Below are 22057 nucleotides of genomic sequence, written 5' to 3'. Positions count from 1 at the left end.
CGCGTAGACTGACCGTCCATGTCAACCGACCGCCATCGTGCGCGCCGCATCGGCGTGATGGGTGGCACGTTCGACCCGATCCACAACGGGCACCTGGTGGCGGCGAGCGAGGTCGCTCATCGCTTCGAACTGGATGAGGTGATCTTCGTCCCGACCGGGCGCCCGTGGCAGAAGCTGGGCGAGCACACGACGGTGAGTCCGCCCGAGGACCGGTACCTGATGACGGTCATCGCGACGGCGTCGAATCCGCAGTTCAGCGTGAGTCGCGTCGACATCGACCGGGACGGCGACACCTACACCGTCGACACGTTGCGCGATCTGCGGAAGCAACTGCCGGACGCGCAGCTGTACTTCATCACCGGCGCCGATGCGCTGGAGTCGATCCTGTCCTGGCAGGATTGGGAGGAACTGTTCGACCTCGCTCGCTTCGTGGGCGTGAGCCGGCCCGGCTACGAGCTCGACGCCACCCATCTGGCCCAGCATCTCGCGCAGATGCCGGACGACACGCTGCACCTGCTGGAGATCCCGGCGCTGGCGATCTCGTCGACCGAATGCCGCACACGTGCGGCGCAGGGTCGTCCGGTCTGGTACCTGGTGCCCGACGGCGTCGTGCAGTACATCGCGAAGAGGAAGCTGTATCGTGCGCCTCGGGCGTCGTCGCCCGGGGTGTCCGCGCCGGGAGCGGAGCGAGCGGGCGGAGAGTCTGCCGCGCCGGGAGCGGAGCGAGCGGGTGTCGAGCCCTGAGGGAATTTCGAGAGGACTTGTGTGACTGCGTCAGCTGAAGCGTTGGAGATGGCCAAGGTGGCTGCTCTGGCGGCCGCGGAGAAGCTCGCCCATGAGGTGACGGTGATCGATGTGTCGGAACAGTTGGTGATCACCGACGCCTTCGTCATCGCGTCGGCGGACAACGAGCGACAGGTCAATTCGATCGTCGACGAGGTCGAGGAGAAGTTGCGCGAGGCCGGGCACAAGCCGCTGCGTCGCGAGGGCACCCGTGAGGGGCGTTGGGCGCTGCTCGATTACGCCGAGATCGTCGTGCACATCCAGCACACCGACGAGCGCCGCTTCTACGCGCTGGAGAGTCTGTGGAAGGACTGCCCGGTCGTCGAGGTCGAAGGACTTACGTGAGCGGGGGTCCCGACACCCACGACACTTCGGTCGAGCGTCTGACCCCGGTCGTCCGGCGGCTGATCCTGTTGCGCCACGGGCAGACCGAGTACAACGCGGGCAGCCGTATGCAGGGCCAGCTCGACACCGACCTCTCCGAGCTGGGTGTGCGGCAGGCGAATTCGGCCGCCAACGAACTGGCGAAGCGGCAACCGCTGGTGATCTGGTCGTCGGACCTGAAGCGTGCCCGCGACACCGCGGAGGCTCTCGCACAGCGGACCGGCCTTCCGGTGACAACCGATGTGCGCCTTCGTGAGACGCATCTCGGCGAGTGGCAGGGTCTGACGCATCTCGACGTCGACGAGGTCATGCCGGGCGCACGGGCGGTGTGGCGCGACGACGCGACCTGGACGCCGCCGGGTGGCGAGAGCCGCGTCGACGTGGCGAGGCGCTCCACTCCGCTGGTCGACGAGCTGATCGAGCAGTTGCCGGACTGGGGTGTCGGCGACAATCCCGAGGCGCCGGTGGTGCTGGTGGCCCATGGTGGGGTCATCGCGGCGATGACCGCGGCGCTCCTCGGTCTGCCGGTGGACAACTGGCCGGTCTTCGGTGGTCTCGCGAACACCAGCTGGGTGCAGCTGTCGGGCCATGGTGTGCCCGGCGACCTTCCGCGGTGGCGGCTCGACGTGTGGAACGCGTCGGCCGAGGACTCGGACCCCGCCGTTCAGTGACCGACGTGAACGGCGGCGCCCCCTCGGGAGAGCGCTGCATGATGGTCCTGTCCGATTCGCTGGCCTACTACGGTCCGGTCGGCGGGCTGCCCGCGAACGATCCGCGGATCTGGCCGTCACTCGTCGGCGCCGACGTGGACCTGCCGGTGAAGCTGTTCGGCCGGATCGGCTGGACGAGCCGCGACGTCTGGTGGGCGCTGACCCAGGACCCGAACATCTGGGCCACCGTGCCGCACACCGATGTCGTCGTGCTGGCATTCGGCGGCATGGACACGTTGCCCTCGCCGCTGCCGACCGCGCTGCGCGAGCAGATTCGCTACGTGCGACCGAATCGGCTGCGGCAGTTGGTGCGTGACGCGTACTCGTGGGTGCAACCCCGTGGCGCGCGTCTGGGGTGGCCGCTGGCGTTGCCGCCGAAGGTGACCGTCGAATATCTCGAGAAGATCCATGAGGCCCTCTCACAGCTCCGTCCGGATCTGCCGATCGTCGTGTGCCTCCCGCCGACGCACAGCAGCCCGTATTACGGCCATGTCCACACGGGCCGAATTCCGACGACGGCGGCGATGGCGCGGTGGGCGGAGCAGCACGGGTTGCCCTGCGTCGACTTCTATCCGGTGACGCGGGACGCCTTCGAGGATCCGGTGGCGGCGATGAACCCGGACGGCATCCACTGGGGCTTCTCCTGCCATCGTCAGATCGCCGATCTGGTGACGCCCGTGGTCGAGAAGAGTCGGGCGAACACGTAGTCGACGGACGTCGCGACTCCCATGTGAGGTCCGACCGGTGAACCGGCTAACGTAGACGGGTGCCTGTCGTCGTCGTCACAGATTCGTCGTCTCGGTTACCGGAGTCGGTCACCGAGCACTACGGGATCCGGCAGGTCCCGCTACATGTCACGATCGAGGACAAGGACTACCGCGAGGGCGTCGACTACATCCCGGAGGATGTGGTGTCGACACCGGGCGTGACCACCTCGGGTGCCAATCCGAGTGAACTGACGGAGTACTTCGAGTCGGCACTCGAAGCGAGCGAAGGTGCCGGCGTGGTGGCGGTGCACATGTCGCGAAAGCTGTCCGGCACGTGGAGCTCGGCGCGGCTGGCAGCCGAGAAGTTCTCCGGGCAGGTCCGCATCGTCGACTCCCGATCCGTCGGTCTCGCAGTGGGTTTCACCGCCATCGGGGCGGCGCAGGCGGCCGCGAACGGCGCCGACCGGGATCGCGTGTACGAGTCCGCGATCCGGCAGGCCGCGACCGTCGACTCGCTGCTGTGCGTCCAGCAGCTCGACAACCTGCGCCAGAGCGGCCGGATCTCCGCCGCCGGCAGGCTCTTCGGTTCGGCACTGTCGATCAAGCCGATCCTGCACATGGTCGACGGCACGCTCCAGCTCAAGGAACGTCACCGCACCTTCTCCAAGGCGCTCGACAAGATGGTCGACGCGGCGGTCGAATCCGCAGGAGGACGCGCGGTCACGGTCGGCGTCCAGCACTGCGAGACCCCGGACGTCGCGGCGGAAGTCCTCGCCACGCTGCGCAACCGTCTACGGATGGTGACCTCCGAGCTGACCGTCGACCTCGGACCGATCCTCGGCTCCCATGTGGGTCCCGGATCGGTCGGTATCGTCATCGCCTCGCACCTCGACCCGATCGAAGGGCTCGAGGAGAGCTGAGCGCGGTCCGGTCGGGACCTGAATCGGGAATCGGTGCACAGTCTGGTTGCTGTCCACAGATCTCTCGGCTGCGCGCCGGGCCACGTCGATTCGGCACTGAACCGCCCTAGCGTGTGGCGCCATGAGCGCATCAGGACGGCGGAATCCGCTGGACCGTCTGGGACCGGTCGTCGAGCCGCCGGCTCGTCGGGATCTGTCTCCGGCCGCTGCCGAATCCGACCCGCCGCCCGGTGTCGGTGACCCGGGCGCGGCTGTCGCAGTCGAGGAGCCCGCGCATCCCGGTTGGGGGATCGGCGGGATGCCGACGTGGCTGGATGCGCCGCCGTCGCCGTCGCCACCGCGGCGTGGTCGGGTCGGGCGATTCGACGACGTGCTCGACCCGGACGCCGACTCTCCGGGCGGGGACTGGGACGAGGACGACGACCCTGTTGCACGCCGACGCTTTGCCGTGGCACCGCCCGCGGCGATCGCGCTGATCGCGGTCGGGGTGATCGCCTGCGTCGTGGCGGGATTCGGACTGTTCCGCGGAACGGATACGACGCCGGTGGTGGACTTCGGTGCACCCGGACCGTCGTCGACGTCAGAGGTGTCGGCGCCGACTGCCGCGCAACCGAGTACGACGCCGGCGCAGTTGGTCGTGAGTGTCGTCGGCCTCGTGAACAAACCCGGACTGGTTCGTCTGGCTCCCGGAGCACGGGTCGCGGAGGCGATCGAACAGGCCGGTGGCGCCCGTAAGGGTGCGGATCTGTTGTCGCTGAATCTTGCTCAGGTCCTGCGCGATGGCGATCAGGTCCTCGTGGGCTACGCCGGTGGTGAGGGGCAGATGTCGATGCGCAGTGCGGTGGTTGGTGCGGAAGGTGCTGCGCCGGCGCCCGGTCCCTCGGCGGGCCCGGGCAGTCCGCCACCGGCGTCGTCGGCGGCGGAGGCCGGCGGTCGGGTCAACCTGAACACGGCGACCGAGACCGAACTGGATGCGCTGCCCGGGGTCGGGCCGGTGACGGCGAAAGCGATCCTCGACTGGCGAGAACGCAACGGCCGCTTCATGTCTGTGGGTCAGCTCGCCGAGGTGGACGGGATCGGTCCGGCGCGGCTGGCCAGACTTCGTGACCTCGTGACGGTCTGAGGATGGACTTTCGGCTGCTGGTGCCGGCGGTGGTGGTGTGGTCGGTGACGGCGTGCGGTCTGATGGCCCCCGTTGGTGTCGGCGTCGGCATGGCGATCGTCGCGTCACTGGTGGCCGTCGTCGGTGTGGTCGGTTCCCGCCGGTTCGGCTGGGAGTTGGTGGGGCTCGTCGTCGTGGGAGCCGGTCTGGCCGCCGCTTGTGCGGCATCGCTCGCGCTCCGGCAGGAGGCGCGCGCCGACCACCCGCTGGCACACGTGTCGGGCAAGGCGACGGCGGTCATGACCCTGCGCAGCGATCCGACCCCGATCGGACCGGCGAGGCAGGGGCGGATTCGCGTACGCGTAGGCGTCGAACAGATTGGCGGTCAGCGGGTTACGTCCGCGCCCGCGGACCTGCGTGCCGCGGCGCGGGCATGGTCGGGGTTGCTGCCCGGCCAACGGGTTGTCGCGGTCGTGAAGGTACGGCCACCGCCGAGCCGAACGCTCCTCGTCGCATCGCTGACCGCCTCGACTCCGAAGCTGATCGGCGGCCCGCCCGCGTATCAGCGAGTCGCCGGATCGATCCGGCAACGCCTGCAGCTGGTGGCCACCCGCGGCCTCGATCCGGAGGCCGCGGGTCTGCTGCCGGGTCTGGTGCTCGGCGACGAGAGTGGCGTGCACGAGGATCTGCGCGACGACTTCCGCGCCGCCGGACTGAGCCATCTCACGGCGGTGTCCGGGGCGAACTTCGCGATCGTCTGCGGCGCTGCGCTTCTCATCGTCCGGAGCATCGGGGTGCCACCGCGTGCCGCGGCGGTCGTCGGGCTGGTGGTGATCGTCGGATTCGTGATGCTCGTCCGACCCACGCCGAGCGTGTTGCGGGCAGCGCTGATGGGTGCGGTCGGGGTGCTGGCGCTGTTCGCGTCGCGTCGGTCGCAGTCGATGCCGGCTCTCGGGGCCGCGGTGATCGGTGGTCTCCTGTGGTGGCCGGAACTCGCTCTGCAACCAGGCTTCGCGCTGTCGGTGGCGGCCACCTGCGCCATCGTGCTGTGGGCACCGCGGCTGCGGGATCGGTTGCGGGGGTGGCGGTGTCCACCGGGGTTGGCGGAGGTGATCGCAATGGCGGTCACCGCGCAAGTCGTCACCGCTCCGATCGTCGTGCTGGTCACCGGTCAGCTGTCGGTGGTCGGGATCGTCGCCAATCTGCTCGTCGCGCCCGTCGTCGCGGTCATCAGTGTGGTCGGTACCGTTGCTGCCCTCGTGGGTGCGATCGGTCCACCGGATGGGGTCGGCGCGGGGATCGCGGAACTGTTGGTCCGTGCGCTGGGGCCGGAACTGTGGTGGATGATCTGGTGCGCGCACACCCTCGGCGGTCCGGGGTGGGCCAGTGTCGAGGTGTTCGGGTGAGGAGAAGTTGAGGCAGATGCCCCACGCGGGTGAGGCGGGTCGCGGACGACGCTGGGGTCATGAACACACATACACCCCGAGAAGTCGTCACCGAAGCCCGCGCTCACCCACGGCTCGCCGACGGCGATGACGAGCGATTCGCCGGGTACGGCGTCATGGGCCTGCCGTTTGCGTCGAGCCACTATCTGGCCCTGCGCGACATGGTCGCCAGTTCCATCGGACCCGCGTATCGGTCCGTCTGGCATCGAGATCCGCACGGCCTCTGGACGCTTTACACCACAACCGAGCCGGACCAGAGTTGCCCACGCTACTTCGGCGCGGGCGCGACCACACGGCGCGTTCCGTCGATCAATGTCGGATGGGCCGACGACCAGACGTTCGAGGTGACGATGGGCGACACGCTCCGCTGGACGGTGGAGCTGGCCTCGTCACCGGCGACCCGGCTGATGACCACGCTGAGCGGTGCGACGCCCACCGCAGCGTGGCGCAGCCGGACCATGCTGCACGCCGTCGGGCCGATGGCGACGCTCATGCTGCGCGCCGGCCGAATCCGCATGTGCGCCCGGACCCCCAGCGGGCCGCAGTTCCGCGGGACACCGCTGTACGTCTGGCGCGTCGCCGACAGCCGGGCGTGGCTGGACGGTGAGACTTTCGGTTCTCCCGCACCACTCGACGAACAGATCAGCATCGGCGACATCCCCCTCCCGCAACGCGGACTGTTCTTCGTCGGCCGATCGGCTTTCGATGCACCCGACGCCGCAAACGACACCACGCACGCCTTCACCGACACAGGAGTACAGACATGACCACGATGGAATCGCCGTCGCCAACGGACACCGCCCCGGCGGCAACCCTTCTCACCCGCACCGTCTACCTCGCCTATGGGGTGACTGCCTACGTCGCCTTCCTGGTGGTGTTCCTGTGGGCGATCGCGTTCGTCGAGAACGCCTCGATCGTCCTCGGCGGCGTCGATATCGTGCCGCGGACCATCGATCGTGGCGGGCCGTCGACGGGGGTCGTGGCGGCGGTGGTGGTCGACCTCGGACTGCTGACGCTGTTCGCCGCGCAGCACAGCGTCATGGCGCGCGACGGGTTCAAACGTCGGTGGACGCGCATCGTGCCCCAGCCGATCGAGCGCAGCACCTACGTCCTGGCGGCGACCGCGTGCCTGGCAGCTCTGCTCTGGTGGTGGCATCCGATCACCACCACCGTGTGGGACGTCTCCACATCGGCCTTGCGGTGGGTCCTCGTCGCGGCGTCGTTGTTCGGCTGGGTCCTCGTCCTGACCTCGACGTTCCTCATCAACCACTTCGACCTGTTCGGTCTGCGACAGGTGGTCGCCAACGCGCGTCGGCGGCCGCTCCCGCCGTATCGGTTCATCACACCCCTCTGGTACGGAATCGTGCGACACCCGATCTACCTGGGCTTCGTCATCGCGTTCTGGGTGGCCCCGACGATGACCGCCGGACATCTTCTGTTCGCCTGCGCGACAACGGGATACATCTTCATCGGTATCCACTTGGAGGAACGGGATCTGATCCGGGACTTCGGGAACGACTATGTCGAGTATCGGCGTCGCGTCCCGATGCTGGTGCCCGGGCTGCGTGCGCGTCGAGCGTCGGGGCCGGCGCACGCGCGAGTCGCCTGACACCCGAGGCGATGAGCGCGACAATGAACGTCATGAGCCCGCAAAGGGTGCTTCCGCGTCGAGTCGAGGTGCTGGCCGGCCTGTCCGTCGCCATCGACCTCGGACTCGGTCAGCCAGCCGAGCACATGCTGCGGTCGGCGGTCATCGCCACGCGATTGGCGCGCCGGCTGGGGCTCGACCGATCGCAACAGGACACCGTCTACTACGCGACGCTCGTGATGTGGATCGGCTGTCACGCCGACTCCGCCGAGTACGCGCGCTGGTTCGGCGACGACATCGCGGTGCGCCGCGACGCCTATCTCGTCGACTGGTCGGGACTTCCGTATCTGCGTTTCCTCATCGGCAATCTCGGTCGCGGAGAATCACTTCCGCATCGGATGAAGATCATGGCCGAACTCTTCCGGGATTCGCGCGGCAATATCGCGGCACTCGTGCACTCGCACTGCCTGTCGGCGGCTGCGCTGGCCGGCCACATCGGACTGGGTCCCGACGTCGAGCAGGCGATCACCTACACGTTCGAGCGCTTCGACGGGGGAGGGCTTCCCGGCGGGGTGTCCGGTGTGGAGATCCCGATCGAGATGCGGGTGGCACAACTGGCCGACATGGCCGAGGTCCACCAGCGCACGTATGGCGTCGACGGAGCGGTCGCGATGGCGCGGAGCCGGCGGGGAGGGCACTTCGATCCCGACGTCGTCGATGCCTTCGTCGACGATCCCGCGACTCTCTTCCCGGCTGACTCCGACGATCCGTGGGAGCTGGCGTTGGCGATCGCGCCGGATGCCGAGCTCCGTCTCGACGATCCGGGACTGGACCATCTGCTGCTCGCCATCGGAGATTTCGTCGACCTGAAATGTCCCTTCGCGCTGGGGCATTCACGCGGAGTGTCGGCGCTGGCCGAATCGGCTGCGGGGCACCTCGGTGTCGAACGATCGGACATCGACGCGACTCGTCGTGCGGGGTGGCTTCATGACGTCGGGCGAATCGGGGTGTCGAATCAGATCTGGTCGAAGGCCGGGGACCTCACCGCGGCGGAGTGGGAGCGCGTCCGCATGCACCCGTATCTCACCGACCGCGTCCTCACGCGCATCCCGGGTCTCCGGGACGTGGCACGCATCGCCCGGACCCACCACGAGCACCTCGACGGGACCGGCTATCCACTGGGACTCAACGGACCGGCGCTCGGGCAGCCGGAGCGTATTCTCGCTGCCGCAGTCACGTATCGGTCGGCGGTCGAACCCCGGCCGTACCGGGCGGCGATGTCGACGGACGAGGCGGTCGCACGGCTCGAGCGCCGCGCCCATCGCGGTGAACTCGACGCCGACTGCGTCGAGGCCGTTCTCGCCGCCGCCGGACACGCGCGGACCCGGGCGCGGCACAGCGACGCGTTGACGCGGCGGGAGCGGGAGATCCTCGGACTCGTCGCGCGTGGGCTGTCCAACCGGGACATCGCGTCGAAGCTCGTTCTGAGCGAGAAGACGGTGCGCAATCATGTCGAGCGGACGTATACGAAGATCGGGGCGTCGAATCGGGTGGGCGCCAGCCTGTACGCGCTGGAGAACGGGCTCGCGGGGTCGTCGTAGGTCCGTGGTCTGAGAACCGCCCGGCACGGGCCGGGCCGCACGCACGACGCCGGGACCGCCGCCGTAGTCCCCGCAGCCATGTCGGCCCGATCTGGCACGATGAGCACGTGACCGATCGCCTGCACCTGCTCCTCGGAGACGACGACTTCCTGACCGGCCGGGTGATCTCCGCGGTGGCGGAGGCGACGTCGAAGGAGGCGGGCACACCGGTCCCGGTGACCCGGGTGCGTGCGGGTGACGTCAGCGAACACGAGCTCGCCGAGTTGCTGAGCCCGTCACTGTTCGCCGAGGAACGCATCGTCGTCGTCGAGTCTGCTGCCGAAGCCGGTAAGGAGCCGGCGGCGCTCATCGCGACGACGGCCACGTCGCTGCCCGAGGGCATCACGCTGATGGTGATCCACTCCGGTGGGGGACGCGCGAAGTCGATGGTTCCGGCGTTGAAGAAGGCCGGCGCCGTCGAGCACGCGACCACCGCGCCGAAGTGGGCATCGGACCGGATGACCTTTGTCCGCAACGAGTTCCGCTCACTCGGTGTGAAGGTCAGCGCCGACGTCGTCGAGCAGGTCGTCGAGAGTGTCGGTTCCGAACTGCGTGAGCTCGCTGCCGCATGCGCCCAGCTCGTCGCCGACACCGGCGGCAAGGTGAACCGCGAGAGCGTGCAGCTGTACTACCAGGGCCGGTCCGAGGTGACCGGCTTCGAGGTCGCCGACAAAGCAGTCCTGGGGGACCGGGCCGGAGCACTCGAGTCGCTCGCCTGGGCGCTGCACCACGGAGTGCCGCGCGTACTCCTGGCCGACGCCCTCGCCGAAGCCGTCCACGCCATCGCCCGCATCCGGCCGATGGGGTCGATCGACCACTTCGCCGCCGCCTCCGAACTCGGCATGCCGCCGAACCGGGTCAAGAGCGTGCAGGCGAAGGCCAAGGCATGGGACTCGGAGTCGATCGCCCGCGCGGTCGGGGTGGTCGCGAAACTCAACGGCGATGTCAAGGGACAGGCCGCCGATGCCGACTACGCACTGACCTACGCCGTCGCCGCGGTTGCAGATCTCCGGCCGGACGGGCGTCGTCGGAACTGAGTCGGCAGTAGGTATCGGCTACTGCCGACTGGCCGAGTCTCGGTCAGCGGATCGGCGTCGAAACTCGTCCCCCTGACGCGATAGCGGGGGCAATGTGCCCTCGGGCGCCAGTCACGGGGACGACTTCTCACCCAGGCGAGGGGAGCGACTCAACCGCGCGCGGCCGGGCGGACGGTGTCTCTCAGCAGAGAAGAACGACGATCACCCCGGCAACCGCGTGGATACTACCGGGGTGATCGTGAGTATGAACATATGGCGGCGCGCCATGCGCCGAGGCGACCCGGAGGTCGGAGTGGGTCAGCTCAGAGCTTGTTGACCGCGAGAGCGATGGCCGACTTCTTGTTGGCGGCCTGGTTGGCGTGGATGACGCCCTTGCTGGCGGCCTTGTCGAGCTTGCGGCTCGCAGCCTGACCGAGCTCGGTAGCCTTGTCCTTGTCGCCGGACTCGACGGCCTCGCGGAAGCTACGGATCGAGGTACGCAGGGCCGACTTCACCGACACGTTGCGCTGCCGGTTCTTCTCGTTGGTGCGGTTGCGCTTGATCTGAGACTTGATGTTCGCCACGCGTGTTACCTCTGTCGTTGCTGGTGGATATGTCTGTCTGTTCTGGTCGGGCGGCGGACCGGTTGGCCCGAACTCGCACCGCGCGGCGTCGGCGCGTGAAGGATCTTCACGGCGTCACCGCAACAGCGGACAACTTTACCAGCCGGGATCAGTCAGCCCAAAATCCGTCGTCGGGCCGATGCGCGCCGAAAAGAATCATCGTGGGCAAAAGTCTAGGCTCGAGTCATCATGTCCGTCGTTTACGTACACATCGGCCTCCCGAAGACCGGCACCACGCACCTGCAGGATCGACTCTGGCGCAACCGTGACCTGGCGTTGCAGACGTCCGGGTTGCTCTATCCGGGCAACGTCATCTCCGATCACTTCCACGCCGCGGTCCACCTCCAGCCAGAGCGCTACCTCGACTGGGCCGACCCGGCCTTCTCCGGGGTGTGGCCCAAGCTGCTCGGGCAGATGCGGGCCTGGCCCCAGACCTCGCTGCTGTCGCATGAGCTCTACAGCACCGCGACGAGCGAGCAGATCGAGCGGCTCCTGGCCGATCTGTCGTTCGCCGACGAGGTGCACGTCATCGCAACGGTTCGCGACCTCGCCCGCCAGCTCCCGTCGGTCTGGCAGGAGAACGTCAAGAACCAGCGGCGTGCCTCCTTCGACGAGTTCGTCGACGCGGTCGCGTTCGCGGCGGAATCGAACACGGTGGGTGAGGTGTCCGCGGAGAATGCCGGTCCGCTCGTCGAGGACGAACCGTTCTGGGAGTTCCAGGACCACGTCGGCATCCTCGCCAAGTGGGCGAAGTTCGTCGGACCCGAACGCGTCCACGTGGTGACCGTGCCGCGCGGTCGGCCGGCGCAGGGCGACGCCCTCTGGGATCGCTTCCTCCGCGTCCTGGAGGTCGACGCGGCACCGCTGAACATCCCGGTGCCCAGCCTCAACAGCTCGCTGTCGGCGTCGCAGGCCGAGTTCCTCCGCGGTCTGAACCAGCGCCTGCAGCCGGAGACCATCGAATGGCGCCGGTACGAACGCATCATCAAGGGGCAGGTGATCGGCGAGATCCTGTTCGAGGCGCGCTCGGGCGCGCCCCAGGGGCTGACGGTCAAACACCGGCAGTGGGCCGCCGCGCAGGCGGCCACGATGGTGGAGGCGGTACGCAGCGCGGGATACGACGTCGCAGGCGACCTCGCCGACCTCGAGGTGTCGGCGGACGGTGCCGCCGACGACGCGCCGATGCCCTCCGATCGCGAGGTGCTCGACGTGGCTCTCGACACGATCGCCTCGATGGTCCTCGCCGCGCCGCTGCCCAAGGTCGGACCGCCGATGAAGACGCGCGCAGCCAATGTCCTGCGGCGAGTCAAGCGCCGCGCCCTCGCGATGCGACGTTCGCTCTGAGGCGCCGGCGCATGGCGCGCACGACACGGTCGGCCAACCGTGGTGCCGATTTCGCGGTTATGCGGCACCATGGCAATTTATGACCCCCGCATCGACAAGTGCGCCCGCCAAGAAGGCGCCGCGAAAGTCCGCATCCGCGAAGACAACGACGTCGAGCTCGTCCGGGAAGGCGGCCTCGGGCCGCTCCGGATCGTCGAAGAGTTCGGGGTCAGGAGGCAGATCCCGCAAGTCGAGCGGTGAGGAGAACTTCACCGGGAACTTCGGTGGGTACTCAAAAGGTCCGTACGGCAAGGCATATGACGAGATGTTCGATGCCGCGGGCGATGTGCGCACCCCGTATCGCGGCATCTACAAGGCGATGTCCGACGAGGACTCGTCCGACCTGGTCGAGGCCCGCGTCGAAGCGTTGGGCCGCGCCTACCTCGATCAGGGTGTGACCTTCTCGCTGTCCGGCCAGGAACGCCCCTTCCCGTTGGACATTGTGCCGCGCGTGATTTCGGCCGGGGAGTGGAGCAAGCTCGAAGCGGGTATCACCCAGCGCGTGCAGGCCCTCGAGTTGTTCCTCGACGACATCTACGGTGAGCAGGAGATCCTGCGCGACGGCGTGCTGCCGAAACGGCTCGTCCACTCCTGTGAGCACTTCCATCGGCAGGCAGCAAACATTCGGCCGCCCAACGGTGTTCGCATCCACGTCGCCGGCATCGACCTGATCCGCGACGAGAACGGCGACTTCCGGGTCCTCGAGGACAACCTGCGGTCGCCGTCGGGTGTCTCATACGTGCTCGAGAACCGCCGCGCGATGGCGCGCGTGTTCCCCGACCTCTTCTCCAAACACCGCGTCCGCGCGGTGGCCGACTATCCGAGCCATCTGCTGCGTGCGCTGCGCGCATCGGCGGCGTTCAACGAGGCCGACCCGAACATCGTCGTGCTCACCCCGGGGGTGGCGAACTCCGCGTACTTCGAACACTCGCTGCTCGCACGCCTGATGGGTGTCGAGCTCGTCGAGGGCCGAGATCTGTTCTGCCGCGACAACGTCGTCTACATGCGCACCACCGAGGGCGAACAGCGCGTCGACGTCATCTACCGCCGCATCGACGACGACTTCCTCGACCCGATGCAGTTCCGCCCCGATTCGATGCTGGGTGTCGCCGGACTGCTCAATGCGGCCCGCGCCGGCAACGTGGTCATCTCGAGCGCGGTCGGCAACGGCGTCGGCGACGACAAGCTGATTTACACCTACGTCCCGGAGATCATCGAGTACTACCTCGGTGAGAAGCCGAGTCTGCAGAACGTCGACACCCTGCGCTGCTGGCTTCCCGAGGAGTGCGAGGAGGTCCTCGACCGCATCGACGAGCTCGTCGTGAAACCCGTTGAGGGATCGGGTGGATACGGAATCGTCTTCGGGCCCGAGGCCACCAAGGCGGAGCTGGACACCCTGGCCCGCAAGGTGCGCAACGATCCGCGCGGCTGGATCGCACAACCCGTCGTGCAGCTGTCGACGGTGCCGACGAAGATCGGCAACGAGATCCGTCCGCGTCACGTCGACCTGCGTCCGTTCGCCGTCAACGACGGCGAGTCGGTCTGGGTCCTGCCCGGCGGCCTCACTCGCGTCGCCCTGCCGGAGGGATCGTTGGTGGTGAACTCCAGCCAGGGAGGTGGTTCCAAGGACACCTGGGTGCTCGCCAGCCGGACGTCGGAGGCCGAACGCGAACTCTCCGGCGCGAAGGTGGTCACCACCAGTGGCGTCGCCGCGGCCCGGCCCGCCGACAGCGCCCCCGACCCGGTGCACACCCAGACCCAACAGCAGCAACAGCAGGGCGGTGATCCCCGATGATGTTGGCGCGCAACGCCGAGTCGTTGTACTGGATCGGCAGGTACGTGGAGCGCGCCGACGACATGGCGCGCATCCTCGACGTCGCGATCCACCAGCTGCTCGAGGACACCACCGTCGACGTCGACCAGCAGGCGCGACTGATCATCCAGGTACTCGGGCTCGAGGCGCCGGAGACCGACGAGGAACTCGACGTCTGGTCGCTGACGGAACGCGTGGCCTACGATGCCGACGCGGTCGGGTCGATCGTCGACCTCATCCGCGCGGCACGCGAGAATGCGCGCGGCGCAAGGGAAGTCACGTCGAGCGAGCTGTGGGAGTGTCTCAACACCACCTACAACGGACTCGACGCCGCCGAACGCCGGTCGCGCCGCCTCGGTCCGCACGAGTTCCTCTCGTACGTGAAGAACCGTGCGGCCATGTTCGCCGGCCTCGCCGACGCCACCCTCAGCCACGACGACGGCTACCGCTACCTGCTGCTCGGCCGCTCCGTCGAGCGGGTCGACATGACGATCCGAATGCTGTTGTCGCGAGCGGGGGATCGAACCTCGTCGCCCGCATGGGTCAACGTGCTGGTCTCCGCCGGCGGTCACGACACCTTCCTGCGCACCTACCGCGGCGTCCTCGACGCGGAGAACATCGTCGAGTTCATGCTGCTCGATCGCCTGTTCCCGCGGTCGATCTTCCACGCGCTCAGCGTCGCCGAACGCAACCTCGGGCAGCTCGAGAAGGGTCCCAGCCGCGTCGGAGCCCAGGCCGAGGCCCAGCTGTTGCTCGGTCGGGCGCGGAGCTCGCTGGAGTTCCTCGAGCCCGGCGAGCTGCTCGACGGGCTGCAGGAACGTCTGGTTGATCTGCAGGACACCTGCCGGGCCGTCAACGAGGCGGTCACCAAGCAGTACTTCCATGTGTCGCCGTATGTCTCGTGGGCCGACACCCGCGTCAGCGACGGCCAAGCGATCGAGGAGAGTGAACTGTGAGCTGGCGTCTGCGCGTCGTCCATTCCACCGGTTTCGCGTACAACAGTCCCGTCACCTCCTCGTACAACGAGGCCCGGATCACGCCCCGTAGCGACGCCCGTCAGAACGTGATCGTCAACCGTGTCGAGACCGTGCCGGCCACCAGGTCGTATCGCTACACCGACTACTGGGGTACGGCGGTCACCGCCTTCGATCTCCATGCGCCGCACGAGGAACTCGAGGTGTCGGGGATGTCGGTGGTGGAGACCGAGGCCGGACAGCGACCAGCCGAGGAAGACCAGGTCTCGTGGGAGGACATCCGCAGCGAGGCCGTCATGGATCGCTACGACGAGATGCTCTCCAACACCACCTATGTGCCGAAGAACCGGCAGCTGATCGCGGCGGCCAAGAAGGTCGCCAAGGGGCTCACCCCGGCGGAGACGGTCGAGGCGCTGTCCCGGTTCGTCCATGAGGAGATGGAGTACGTACCCGGCACCACGGGCGTGCACACCACCGCCGTCGACGCCTGGAACGAGCGCAAGGGGGTCTGCCAGGACTACGCCCACCTCACCCTGGTGATGTTGCGCGGCCTGGGAATTCCGGCCCGCTACGTGTCGGGGTACTTGCATCCGAAACCGAATGCGGCGATCGACAAGACGGTCCAAGGCCAGAGCCACGCATGGATCGAGGCATGGACCGGCGGCTGGTGGGGCTACGACCCGACCAACGACACTCCGATCACCGAGCAGCACGTGTCGGTCGGCGTCGGCCGCGACTACGCGGATGTGTCGCCACTCAAGGGGGTCTACACCGGTGGTGGCGCAACGGATCTCGACGTCATCGTGGAGATCACGCGGCTGGCGTAGGGGAGTGCTCAGCGCCAGCCGAAGCGCGACCTGAGTTCGTCGGCGACCGCGTCGAAACGGCGACGGTCGAGGATTGCGCCCTCGCGCCGGATGCCGTCGGCGTCGACGACGAGGACACGGTCGAGGCGGACGAAGCTCGGCCGATTCTGTGAGTCCCAGGTCCCGGTGCCGACGGCGAACCAGTCGTCGTCGTCCCGGTGGTAGTCCTTGCTCGACAGCATCAGACCCAGAACCTCCTCGAAAGTGCCACCGTCGGCGGTCTCGGCGTTGGCGTCGCGGCCCACCACGAGCACCGGGCGGTCCTTGCCCTGGTTGGGGTCGTCCTCGTAGGCGACCCAGGTCCACACGATCTCGCCGGGGTCGGCGTCGCCGTCGAGTTCGGGGTTGTAGCTGATCGTGCGGGCGACCTCGGCGGTGGGACGGAGGCGGGACCGGATGCTGCGGCTCGTCACGGCCGGAATGCTCTCATCAGGAACTCGTCGACCGCGTCGGCGGTCAGCTGCGCGGTCGGCTTCTTCTTCGGGTTGAGGTCGTGACCGACCTTCTCGAGTTCGACGATCCGCGTCGGCGCGTCGATCAGGCCGATCGCCTCGGCCATCTCCTCGGTGGTGCCGAACGGGTCGGTGCTGCCGTGGACGACGAGGGTCGGCACGGTGATCGACGGCAGGTGTTCGGTGCGCAGCCGGTCGGGCTTGCCCGGCGGGTGCAGGGGATAGGAGCTGAGCAGCAGGCCGTCGGCGAGGTCGGTGCCGTCCTCGGCGACCGCCATCGACGCCTGACGCCCGCCGTAGGAGTGGCCGCCGACGAACAGCGGGCCGTCGGACTCCTCGCGGAACGTCGCGCAGGCGGCGCGGATGCCGTCGCGGTCGGCCGGCGACGTCGACGGACTCGGCGGTCCCTTGGGTCGGCGCCGGCGATAGGGGAGGTCGATCCGGGCGACGACGTAGCCGCGCGAACTCAGTTCGTCGGCGAGCGCGCGCAGGATGACCGCGTCGCGGTTGCCGCCCGCGCCGTGCGCCAAGACGATCGTGGCGCGAGGAGTGCCGTCCGGGCGGTGCACGTCGGCGGCGACGTCCTCGGTCTCGACGGTGGCGATGGTGGTCCCTGGCTTTTTCGACTCGGCGGACTCGGCTGTCACGGCTGCCACGGTAGCGCCCCACCATCCGCTTGGGCACCATTCGCGGCGCTCATGAGAACATGGTGGTCAACGTACGTGTCCATCCTCGAGGAGTAGTTCCAATTCCCACCTTCGTCGACACAACCTTCACCGACCCGGCGCGCATCCGGAACTTCTGCATCATCGCCCACATCGACCACGGAAAGTCGACGCTGGCCGACCGGATGCTGCAGCTCACCGGTGTCGTGGAAGAGCGCCAGATGCGGGCGCAGTACCTCGATCGCATGGACATCGAGCGTGAGCGCGGCATCACCATCAAGGCGCAGAACGTGCGGTTGCCGTGGCAGCTCGACGGTGACGACTACGTAGTGCACCTCATCGACACCCCCGGTCACGTCGACTTCACCTACGAGGTGTCGCGTGCGCTCGAGGCGTGTGAAGGCGCGGTCCTCCTCGTCGACGCCGCTCAGGGCATCGAGGCACAGACGCTCGCCAATCTGTACCTCGCGATGGAGAACGACCTCACCATCATCCCGGTCCTGAACAAGATCGACCTGCCCGCGGCCGACCCCGAGCGTTACGCCGCCGAGCTCGCCCACATCGTGGGCTGTGAGCCCGAGGACGTCCTGCGGGTGTCCGGCAAGACCGGCGTCGGCGTCGGCGAACTGCTCGACGAGGTCATCCGCAAGGTGCCCGCCCCCGTCGGGAACGCCGACGCGCCGGCACGCGCGATGATCTTCGACTCGGTCTACGACACCTACCGCGGCGTGGTCACCTACGTCCGTGTCGTCGACGGCAAGATCGTGCCGCGCGAGAAGATCCAGATGATGTCGACCGGCGCGACCCACGAACTGCTCGAGGTCGGCATCGTGTCGCCGGAACCGAAGCCCACCCAGGGACTCGGCGTCGGCGAGGTTGGCTACCTCATCACCGGTGTGAAGGACGTGCGCCAGTCGAAGGTCGGTGACACCGTCACCAGCGCCCGCAACGGCGCGAGCGAAGCGCTGACCGGATATCGCGAACCGCGGCCGATGGTCTACTCGGGCCTGTACCCGATGGACGGTTCCGACTATCCGGTCCTGCGTGAGGCGCTGGAGAAGCTGCAACTCAACGACGCCGCGCTCACCTACGAGCCGGAGACGTCGGTGGCGCTGGGCTTCGGATTCCGCTGCGGCTTCCTGGGTCTGCTCCACATGGAGATCACCCGCGAGCGTCTCGAGCGCGAGTTCAACCTGGACCTCATCTCCACCGCACCCAACGTGGTGTACCGCGTCGTGATGGAGGACGGCTCCGAGCACATCGTCACCAACCCGTCGGACTGGCCGGAGGGCAAGACCCGCCACATCTACGAGCCGGTCGTCAAGACCACGGTGATCGCGCCGAGCGAGTTCATCGGCGCCATCATGGAACTCTGCCAGTCGCGGCGCGGCGAGCTCGGCGGCATGGACTACCTGTCGGAGACCCGCGTGGAACTCCGCTACACCCTACCGATGGCCGAGATCATCTTCGACTTCTTCGACTCGCTGAAGTCGCGCACCCGCGGCTATGCATCTCTCGACTACGAAGAGGCAGGCGAGCAGGAAGCCGACCTGGTCAAGGTCGACATCCTGCTCCAGGGCGAGGCCGTCGACGCGTTCAGCGCGATCGTCCACCGCGACGCCGCCTACGCCTACGGCAACAAGATGGCGCTCAAGCTCCGCGAGCTCATCCCGCGTCAACAGTTCGAGGTCCCGATCCAGGCGGCCATCGGCTCGAAGATCATTGCGCGCGAGAACATCCGGGCGATCCGCAAGGATGTGCTCGCGAAGTGCTACGGCGGCGACATCAGCCGTAAGCGCAAGCTGCTCGAGAAGCAGAAGGAAGGCAAGAAGCGGATGAAGACCATCGGCCGTGTCGACGTCCCGCAGGAGGCGTTCGTCGCGGCGCTCTCCACCGATGCCGCAGGTGACAAACCGAAAGGGAAGTAGATGACGGGGCAGGACAGCGCAACCAATCCGGTACTGGCACAGAGTGATCTGCCCTACGATCTGACGGACTTCGCGTCGATCTCCGACGACGACTTCCTGCCCGCCTTCCGTGAGGCGATGGCGTCGCACCTCGCCGAGGTCGAGGCCATCGCCGCCGATCCCGCGGAACCGACCTTCGGCAACACGATCGAGGCGCTGGAGCTGTCGGGTCGCGACCTGGCCCGCGCGTCGGGCATCTTCTTCAATCTCGTCGGCCCCGACACCAACCCCAAGCGCAACGAGATCTCCCAGGAGCTCTCGACGCTGTTGACCGACCACGGCAACACGATCGCGATGAACCCGGTTCTGTTCGGCCGGATCTCGGATCTCGCGTCCCGCGCCGACGACCTCGACCTGACCGAGCCGCAGCGTCGACTCCTCGACAAGCGGTACCGCGAGTCCGTGCGTGCCGGTGCCGGTCTGCCGGAGGCCGAGCAGGAGGAGATGCGCCAGATCGCCTCCCGGCTCGCGTATCTGACGACCACGTTCTCGCAGAAGATCCTCGACGACACCAACGATTCGGCGGTCCTCGTCGAGGACGCGTCGGACCTCGACGGCTTGTCCGCCGGCCAGATCGCGGCCGCTCGACGCGCGGCGGCCGATGCCGGCCACGAGAGCGGCCACCTGATCACCCTGGAACTCCCGACCAGCCAGTCCGTGCTGACCGAGTTGACGAATCCTGCCGTGCGGCAACGGGTGTTCGACGCGTCGGTGAACCGCTGCGCGCGCGGCAACGACCACGACACCCGGGAACTCGTCCTCGAGATCGTGCGTCTGCGTGCTCGCCGTGCCGAATTGCTCGGGTACCGCGACCACGCCGAGTTCGTGATCGCCGAGCAGACCGCGCCCGACGCGTCCGCGGTCGACGACCTGCTGCGGGAACTCAACCGATCGGCGATGCGTGCCGGGGGTCGGGAACTGACGCGGCTCACCGAGTTCGCCGAAGGCGCCGAGATCGGACCCGCCGACCTGACCTTCTGGCTCGAACGTGAGAAGCAGGCCAAGTCCTCGGTACCGCTCGACGGTTTCGCCGACTACTGCGAACTCGACACCGTCCTGACGCGCGGAGTCTTCCACGCCGCCAACAAGTTGTACGGCCTGACGTTCGTCGAACGGACGGGACTGCCCGTCTATCACCCCGACGTGCGCGTCTGGGAGGTGCGGGACGACTCCGGCACCGGCATCGGACTGTTCCTCGGCGACTTCTACGCGCGGCCGTCCAAGCGCGGCGGTGCCTGGATGAACAACATCGTCGACCAGTCGTCGGTGCTGGAGACCCAGCCGATCATCGTCAACGTCCTGAACCTGACGAAACCCGATGAGGGGCAGCCGTGTCTGCTCACCATCGATCAGCTGACGACCCTGTTCCACGAGTTCGGGCATGCTCTGCACGGTCTGCTGTCGTCAGTGCAGTACCCGTCGCAGTCGGGGACATCGGTGCCGCGTGACTTCGTCGAGTTCCCGTCGCAGGTCAACGAGATGTGGGCCCTCCACCCGGATGTGCTCGCCAACTATGCGCTGCACCACGCGACCGGTGAGGCGATCCCGGCCGAACTGGCCGCCGCCGCACGGGAGTCCGCCGGCGCCGAGACCGCGCACGGGACCATCGAGTACCTCGCGGCGTCGTCGCTCGATCTGGCCTGGCATCGGTTGACGGTCGAGGAGGCCGCGGCCGTCACCGACGTCGAGGCGTTCGAGGCGAAGGCGCTCACCGAGGTCGGCCTGCAGACCGACCTGATCCCGCCCCGCTACCGCAGCGCCTACTTCAACCACATCTTTGGCGGCGGCTACTCGGCCGGCTACTACAGCTACATCTGGTCGGAGGTCCTCGACGCCGAGACCGAACAGTGGTTCCTCGCCTCGGGCGGCCTGGAGCGCGACAACGGGCGACGCTTTGCCGAGGCGACGCTGTCGCGCGGTGACAGCATCGACCCGCTGGTATCGCACGAGGCGCTGATCGGCCGTAAACCGCAGATCGAGCCGCTCCTGCGTCGTCGGGGGCTCGCGGCTTGAGCCGGGTTCGATCATGACAAGGGGACAACGCCACAACCTCGCCCGGTTCGCGGTGCTCAGCATCGTGACCGCGGTGGTCGTGTTCGGCCTCAAGCTGCTGGCCTGGTGGATCACCGGGTCGGTGGGCCTGCTGTCCGACGCGCTCGAATCGATCGTCAACGTCGTCGCCGCCGTGGGCGCGTTCGTCGCACTACGCGTCGCCGCGAAGCCGCCGGACCGGGGGCACAACTTCGGGCACACCAAGGCCGAGTACTTCTCGGCGGTTTTCGAAGGTGTCCTGATCGTCGTGGCGGCGGTGATCATCGTCGTGACCGCGATCGACCGGCTCATCAACCCCCGCGAGCTCGAAGAGATCGGGCTCGGCCTCGGCATCTCGGTGGGCGCCACGGCCCTCAACGCGGCGGTGGGGTTGATCCTCATCCGCGCCGGCCGCAAACACCGGTCGCTGACCCTCGAGGCCGACGGCAAGCATCTGATGACCGACGTGGCGACCACCGTCGGCGTCCTCGTGGGTGTGTTCCTCGTCGCGTTGACCGGCTGGCTGCCCCTCGACCCGCTGATCGCCATCGCTGTCGCGATCAACATCATGGTCGTCGGTACCCGGCTCGTGTGGCGCTCGAGTGCGGGACTGATGGATTCCGCGCTCCCCGCCGAGCAGCGCTCCGCCATCGACGACGTGCTCGACCGGCACCGCACCGACGGCATCGTCTTCCACGACATCCGCACCCGCGAGGCCGGTCACGAACGGTTTCTGCAGCTCCACATGCTCGTGCCCGGCGACTGGTCGGTGCAGCGCGCCCACGATCTCACCGAGGTCGTCGAGGACGACCTGCACGCAGCGGTCCCGGACCTGAACATCACGACGCACGTCGAACCGGTCAACGATCCGCGCGCCTACGAGGACTGGCGACTGGAATAGGAACGGGCGCCCTGACCATGGCCTGCGGGAAGTTTTGATCTCACTGATTTGAACTCCGGCCACGGCCCGGCAGGTTGCTAGCGTAGT

Annotated in this window: 22 protein-coding genes; 19 read left to right on the top strand and 3 right to left on the bottom strand. The window is 67.9% G+C overall.

Going from position 1 to position 22057, the window contains the following annotated elements:
• The first annotated feature begins 18 nt into the window (after positions 1 to 18).
• From nadD to holA, 11 genes are all read left to right on the top strand, one after another.
• Positions 19 to 744, top strand: a complete 726-nt coding sequence (gene nadD / locus GOALK_RS13310) for a nicotinate-nucleotide adenylyltransferase (protein WP_006359346.1) — start codon at positions 19 to 21, stop codon at positions 742 to 744.
• 21 nt (positions 745 to 765) lie between these two features.
• Positions 766 to 1128 (top strand): ribosome silencing factor, encoded by a 363-nt coding sequence (gene rsfS, locus GOALK_RS13305; protein ID WP_035751282.1) that lies wholly within the window; start codon positions 766 to 768, stop codon positions 1126 to 1128.
• Positions 1125 to 1838 (top strand): histidine phosphatase family protein, encoded by a 714-nt coding sequence (locus tag GOALK_RS13300; RefSeq protein ID WP_006359344.1) that lies wholly within the window; start codon positions 1125 to 1127, stop codon positions 1836 to 1838. The genes rsfS and GOALK_RS13300 overlap by 4 nt, the downstream gene beginning before the upstream one ends.
• A 38-nt stretch (positions 1839 to 1876) precedes the next feature.
• Entirely contained in the window at positions 1877 to 2584 is a 708-nt protein-coding gene (gene octT, locus GOALK_RS13295) for a diglucosylglycerate octanoyltransferase (RefSeq protein ID WP_198136083.1), read from the top strand.
• Positions 2585 to 2643: 59 nt separating this feature from the next.
• A complete protein-coding gene (locus GOALK_RS13290; RefSeq protein WP_006359342.1) occupies positions 2644 to 3504 on the top strand; it encodes a DegV family protein in 861 nt (286 codons plus the stop codon).
• 121 nt (positions 3505 to 3625) lie between these two features.
• The gene (locus GOALK_RS13285) at positions 3626 to 4627 is read left to right on the top strand and encodes a ComEA family DNA-binding protein (RefSeq protein WP_040004210.1); all 1002 of its coding nucleotides are present in this window, start codon (positions 3626 to 3628) and stop codon (positions 4625 to 4627) included.
• A gap of 2 nt (positions 4628 to 4629) precedes the next feature.
• Entirely contained in the window at positions 4630 to 6012 is a 1383-nt protein-coding gene (locus GOALK_RS13280; protein ID WP_006359340.1) for a ComEC/Rec2 family competence protein, read from the top strand.
• Positions 6013 to 6071: 59 nt separating this feature from the next.
• Positions 6072 to 6818, top strand: a complete 747-nt coding sequence (locus GOALK_RS13275) for a hypothetical protein (RefSeq protein ID WP_006359339.1) — start codon at positions 6072 to 6074, stop codon at positions 6816 to 6818.
• Entirely contained in the window at positions 6815 to 7660 is an 846-nt protein-coding gene (mddA, locus tag GOALK_RS13270) for a methanethiol S-methyltransferase (RefSeq protein WP_006359338.1), read from the top strand. Before GOALK_RS13275 ends, mddA begins: the two co-directional genes overlap by 4 nt.
• Before the next feature lie 23 nt (positions 7661 to 7683).
• The gene (locus tag GOALK_RS13265) at positions 7684 to 9240 is read left to right on the top strand and encodes an HD domain-containing phosphohydrolase (RefSeq protein ID WP_006359337.1); all 1557 of its coding nucleotides are present in this window, start codon (positions 7684 to 7686) and stop codon (positions 9238 to 9240) included.
• Positions 9241 to 9347: 107 nt separating this feature from the next.
• Positions 9348 to 10316, top strand: coding sequence for a DNA polymerase III subunit delta (gene holA, locus GOALK_RS13260; protein ID WP_006359336.1), 969 nt, complete (start codon positions 9348 to 9350; stop codon positions 10314 to 10316).
• Between the two features lie 302 nt (positions 10317 to 10618).
• Here holA and rpsT read toward each other — a convergent pair whose 3' ends face one another.
• Complete coding sequence (gene rpsT, locus GOALK_RS13255; protein ID WP_006359335.1) at positions 10619 to 10879, bottom strand: 30S ribosomal protein S20; 261 nt, start codon at positions 10877 to 10879, stop codon at positions 10619 to 10621.
• 228 nt (positions 10880 to 11107) lie between these two features.
• On the opposite strand from rpsT, the gene GOALK_RS13250 reads away from it, so the two are divergent.
• From GOALK_RS13250 to GOALK_RS13235, 5 genes are all read left to right on the top strand, one after another.
• A complete protein-coding gene (locus tag GOALK_RS13250; RefSeq protein ID WP_006359334.1) occupies positions 11108 to 12262 on the top strand; it encodes a hypothetical protein in 1155 nt (384 codons plus the stop codon).
• Positions 12263 to 12331: 69 nt separating this feature from the next.
• Positions 12332 to 12502 carry a hypothetical protein gene (locus tag GOALK_RS24270; protein ID WP_006359333.1) on the top strand — a complete coding sequence of 57 codons (171 nt, stop codon included), beginning with the start codon at positions 12332 to 12334 and terminating at the stop codon, positions 12500 to 12502.
• 64 nt (positions 12503 to 12566) lie between these two features.
• Entirely contained in the window at positions 12567 to 14096 is a 1530-nt protein-coding gene (locus GOALK_RS13245) for a circularly permuted type 2 ATP-grasp protein (RefSeq protein WP_232283171.1), read from the top strand.
• Complete coding sequence (locus tag GOALK_RS13240) at positions 14093 to 15070, top strand: alpha-E domain-containing protein (protein WP_006359331.1); 978 nt, start codon at positions 14093 to 14095, stop codon at positions 15068 to 15070. Before GOALK_RS13245 ends, GOALK_RS13240 begins: the two co-directional genes overlap by 4 nt.
• A complete protein-coding gene (locus tag GOALK_RS13235) occupies positions 15067 to 15915 on the top strand; it encodes a transglutaminase family protein (RefSeq protein WP_006359330.1) in 849 nt (282 codons plus the stop codon). The genes GOALK_RS13240 and GOALK_RS13235 overlap by 4 nt, the downstream gene beginning before the upstream one ends.
• 8 nt (positions 15916 to 15923) lie before the next feature.
• Here the strand turns inward: GOALK_RS13235 and GOALK_RS13230 are convergent, their stop codons facing one another.
• Together GOALK_RS13230 and GOALK_RS13225 are read right to left on the bottom strand one after the other, a co-directional pair.
• On the bottom strand, positions 15924 to 16367 hold the full coding sequence (locus tag GOALK_RS13230) for a type II toxin-antitoxin system PemK/MazF family toxin (protein ID WP_006359329.1): 444 nt from the start codon (positions 16365 to 16367) through the stop codon (positions 15924 to 15926).
• Positions 16364 to 17062 carry an alpha/beta hydrolase family protein gene (locus GOALK_RS13225; protein WP_006359328.1) on the bottom strand — a complete coding sequence of 233 codons (699 nt, stop codon included), beginning with the start codon at positions 17060 to 17062 and terminating at the stop codon, positions 16364 to 16366. The genes GOALK_RS13230 and GOALK_RS13225 overlap by 4 nt, the downstream gene beginning before the upstream one ends.
• Positions 17063 to 17112: 50 nt before the next feature.
• On the opposite strand from GOALK_RS13225, the gene lepA reads away from it, so the two are divergent.
• The 3 genes from lepA to GOALK_RS13210 are packed head-to-tail and all read left to right on the top strand — an operon-like array spanning position 17113 to position 21970.
• Positions 17113 to 18999, top strand: coding sequence for a translation elongation factor 4 (gene lepA / locus GOALK_RS13220; protein ID WP_035751383.1), 1887 nt, complete (start codon positions 17113 to 17115; stop codon positions 18997 to 18999).
• Positions 19000 to 21051 (top strand): M3 family metallopeptidase, encoded by a 2052-nt coding sequence (locus GOALK_RS13215; protein ID WP_006359326.1) that lies wholly within the window; start codon positions 19000 to 19002, stop codon positions 21049 to 21051.
• 13 nt (positions 21052 to 21064) lie between these two features.
• Complete coding sequence (locus tag GOALK_RS13210) at positions 21065 to 21970, top strand: cation diffusion facilitator family transporter (protein WP_006359325.1); 906 nt, start codon at positions 21065 to 21067, stop codon at positions 21968 to 21970.
• Positions 21971 to 22057 lie beyond the last annotated feature (87 nt).

The sequence above is a fragment of the Gordonia alkanivorans NBRC 16433 genome (assembly GCF_000225505.1).
Taxonomy (GTDB): Bacteria; Actinomycetota; Actinomycetes; order Mycobacteriales; family Mycobacteriaceae; genus Gordonia; species Gordonia alkanivorans.
The sequence above is the reverse complement of the archived record's forward strand: the minus strand, read 5'-3'. Positions and strand labels throughout refer to the sequence as shown.

Coding starts and splice junctions, on each gene's coding strand:
- GOALK_RS13275 (WP_006359339.1), top strand. CDS start 6,072: ATGAACACACATACACCCCGAGAAGTCGTCACCGAAGCCCGCGCTCAC.
- GOALK_RS13210 (WP_006359325.1), top strand. CDS start 21,065: ATGACAAGGGGACAACGCCACAACCTCGCCCGGTTCGCGGTGCTCAGC.
- lepA (WP_035751383.1), top strand. CDS start 17,113: ATGGTGGTCAACGTACGTGTCCATCCTCGAGGAGTAGTTCCAATTCCC.
- GOALK_RS13265 (WP_006359337.1), top strand. CDS start 7,684: ATGAACGTCATGAGCCCGCAAAGGGTGCTTCCGCGTCGAGTCGAGGTG.
- GOALK_RS13245 (WP_232283171.1), top strand. CDS start 12,567: ATGTTCGATGCCGCGGGCGATGTGCGCACCCCGTATCGCGGCATCTAC.
- mddA (WP_006359338.1), top strand. CDS start 6,815: ATGACCACGATGGAATCGCCGTCGCCAACGGACACCGCCCCGGCGGCA.
- octT (WP_198136083.1), top strand. CDS start 1,877: ATGATGGTCCTGTCCGATTCGCTGGCCTACTACGGTCCGGTCGGCGGG.
- nadD (WP_006359346.1), top strand. CDS start 19: ATGTCAACCGACCGCCATCGTGCGCGCCGCATCGGCGTGATGGGTGGC.
- GOALK_RS13285 (WP_040004210.1), top strand. CDS start 3,626: ATGAGCGCATCAGGACGGCGGAATCCGCTGGACCGTCTGGGACCGGTC.
- GOALK_RS13240 (WP_006359331.1), top strand. CDS start 14,093: ATGATGTTGGCGCGCAACGCCGAGTCGTTGTACTGGATCGGCAGGTAC.
- GOALK_RS24270 (WP_006359333.1), top strand. CDS start 12,332: ATGGCAATTTATGACCCCCGCATCGACAAGTGCGCCCGCCAAGAAGGC.
- GOALK_RS13215 (WP_006359326.1), top strand. CDS start 19,000: ATGACGGGGCAGGACAGCGCAACCAATCCGGTACTGGCACAGAGTGAT.
- GOALK_RS13280 (WP_006359340.1), top strand. CDS start 4,630: ATGGACTTTCGGCTGCTGGTGCCGGCGGTGGTGGTGTGGTCGGTGACG.
- GOALK_RS13250 (WP_006359334.1), top strand. CDS start 11,108: ATGTCCGTCGTTTACGTACACATCGGCCTCCCGAAGACCGGCACCACG.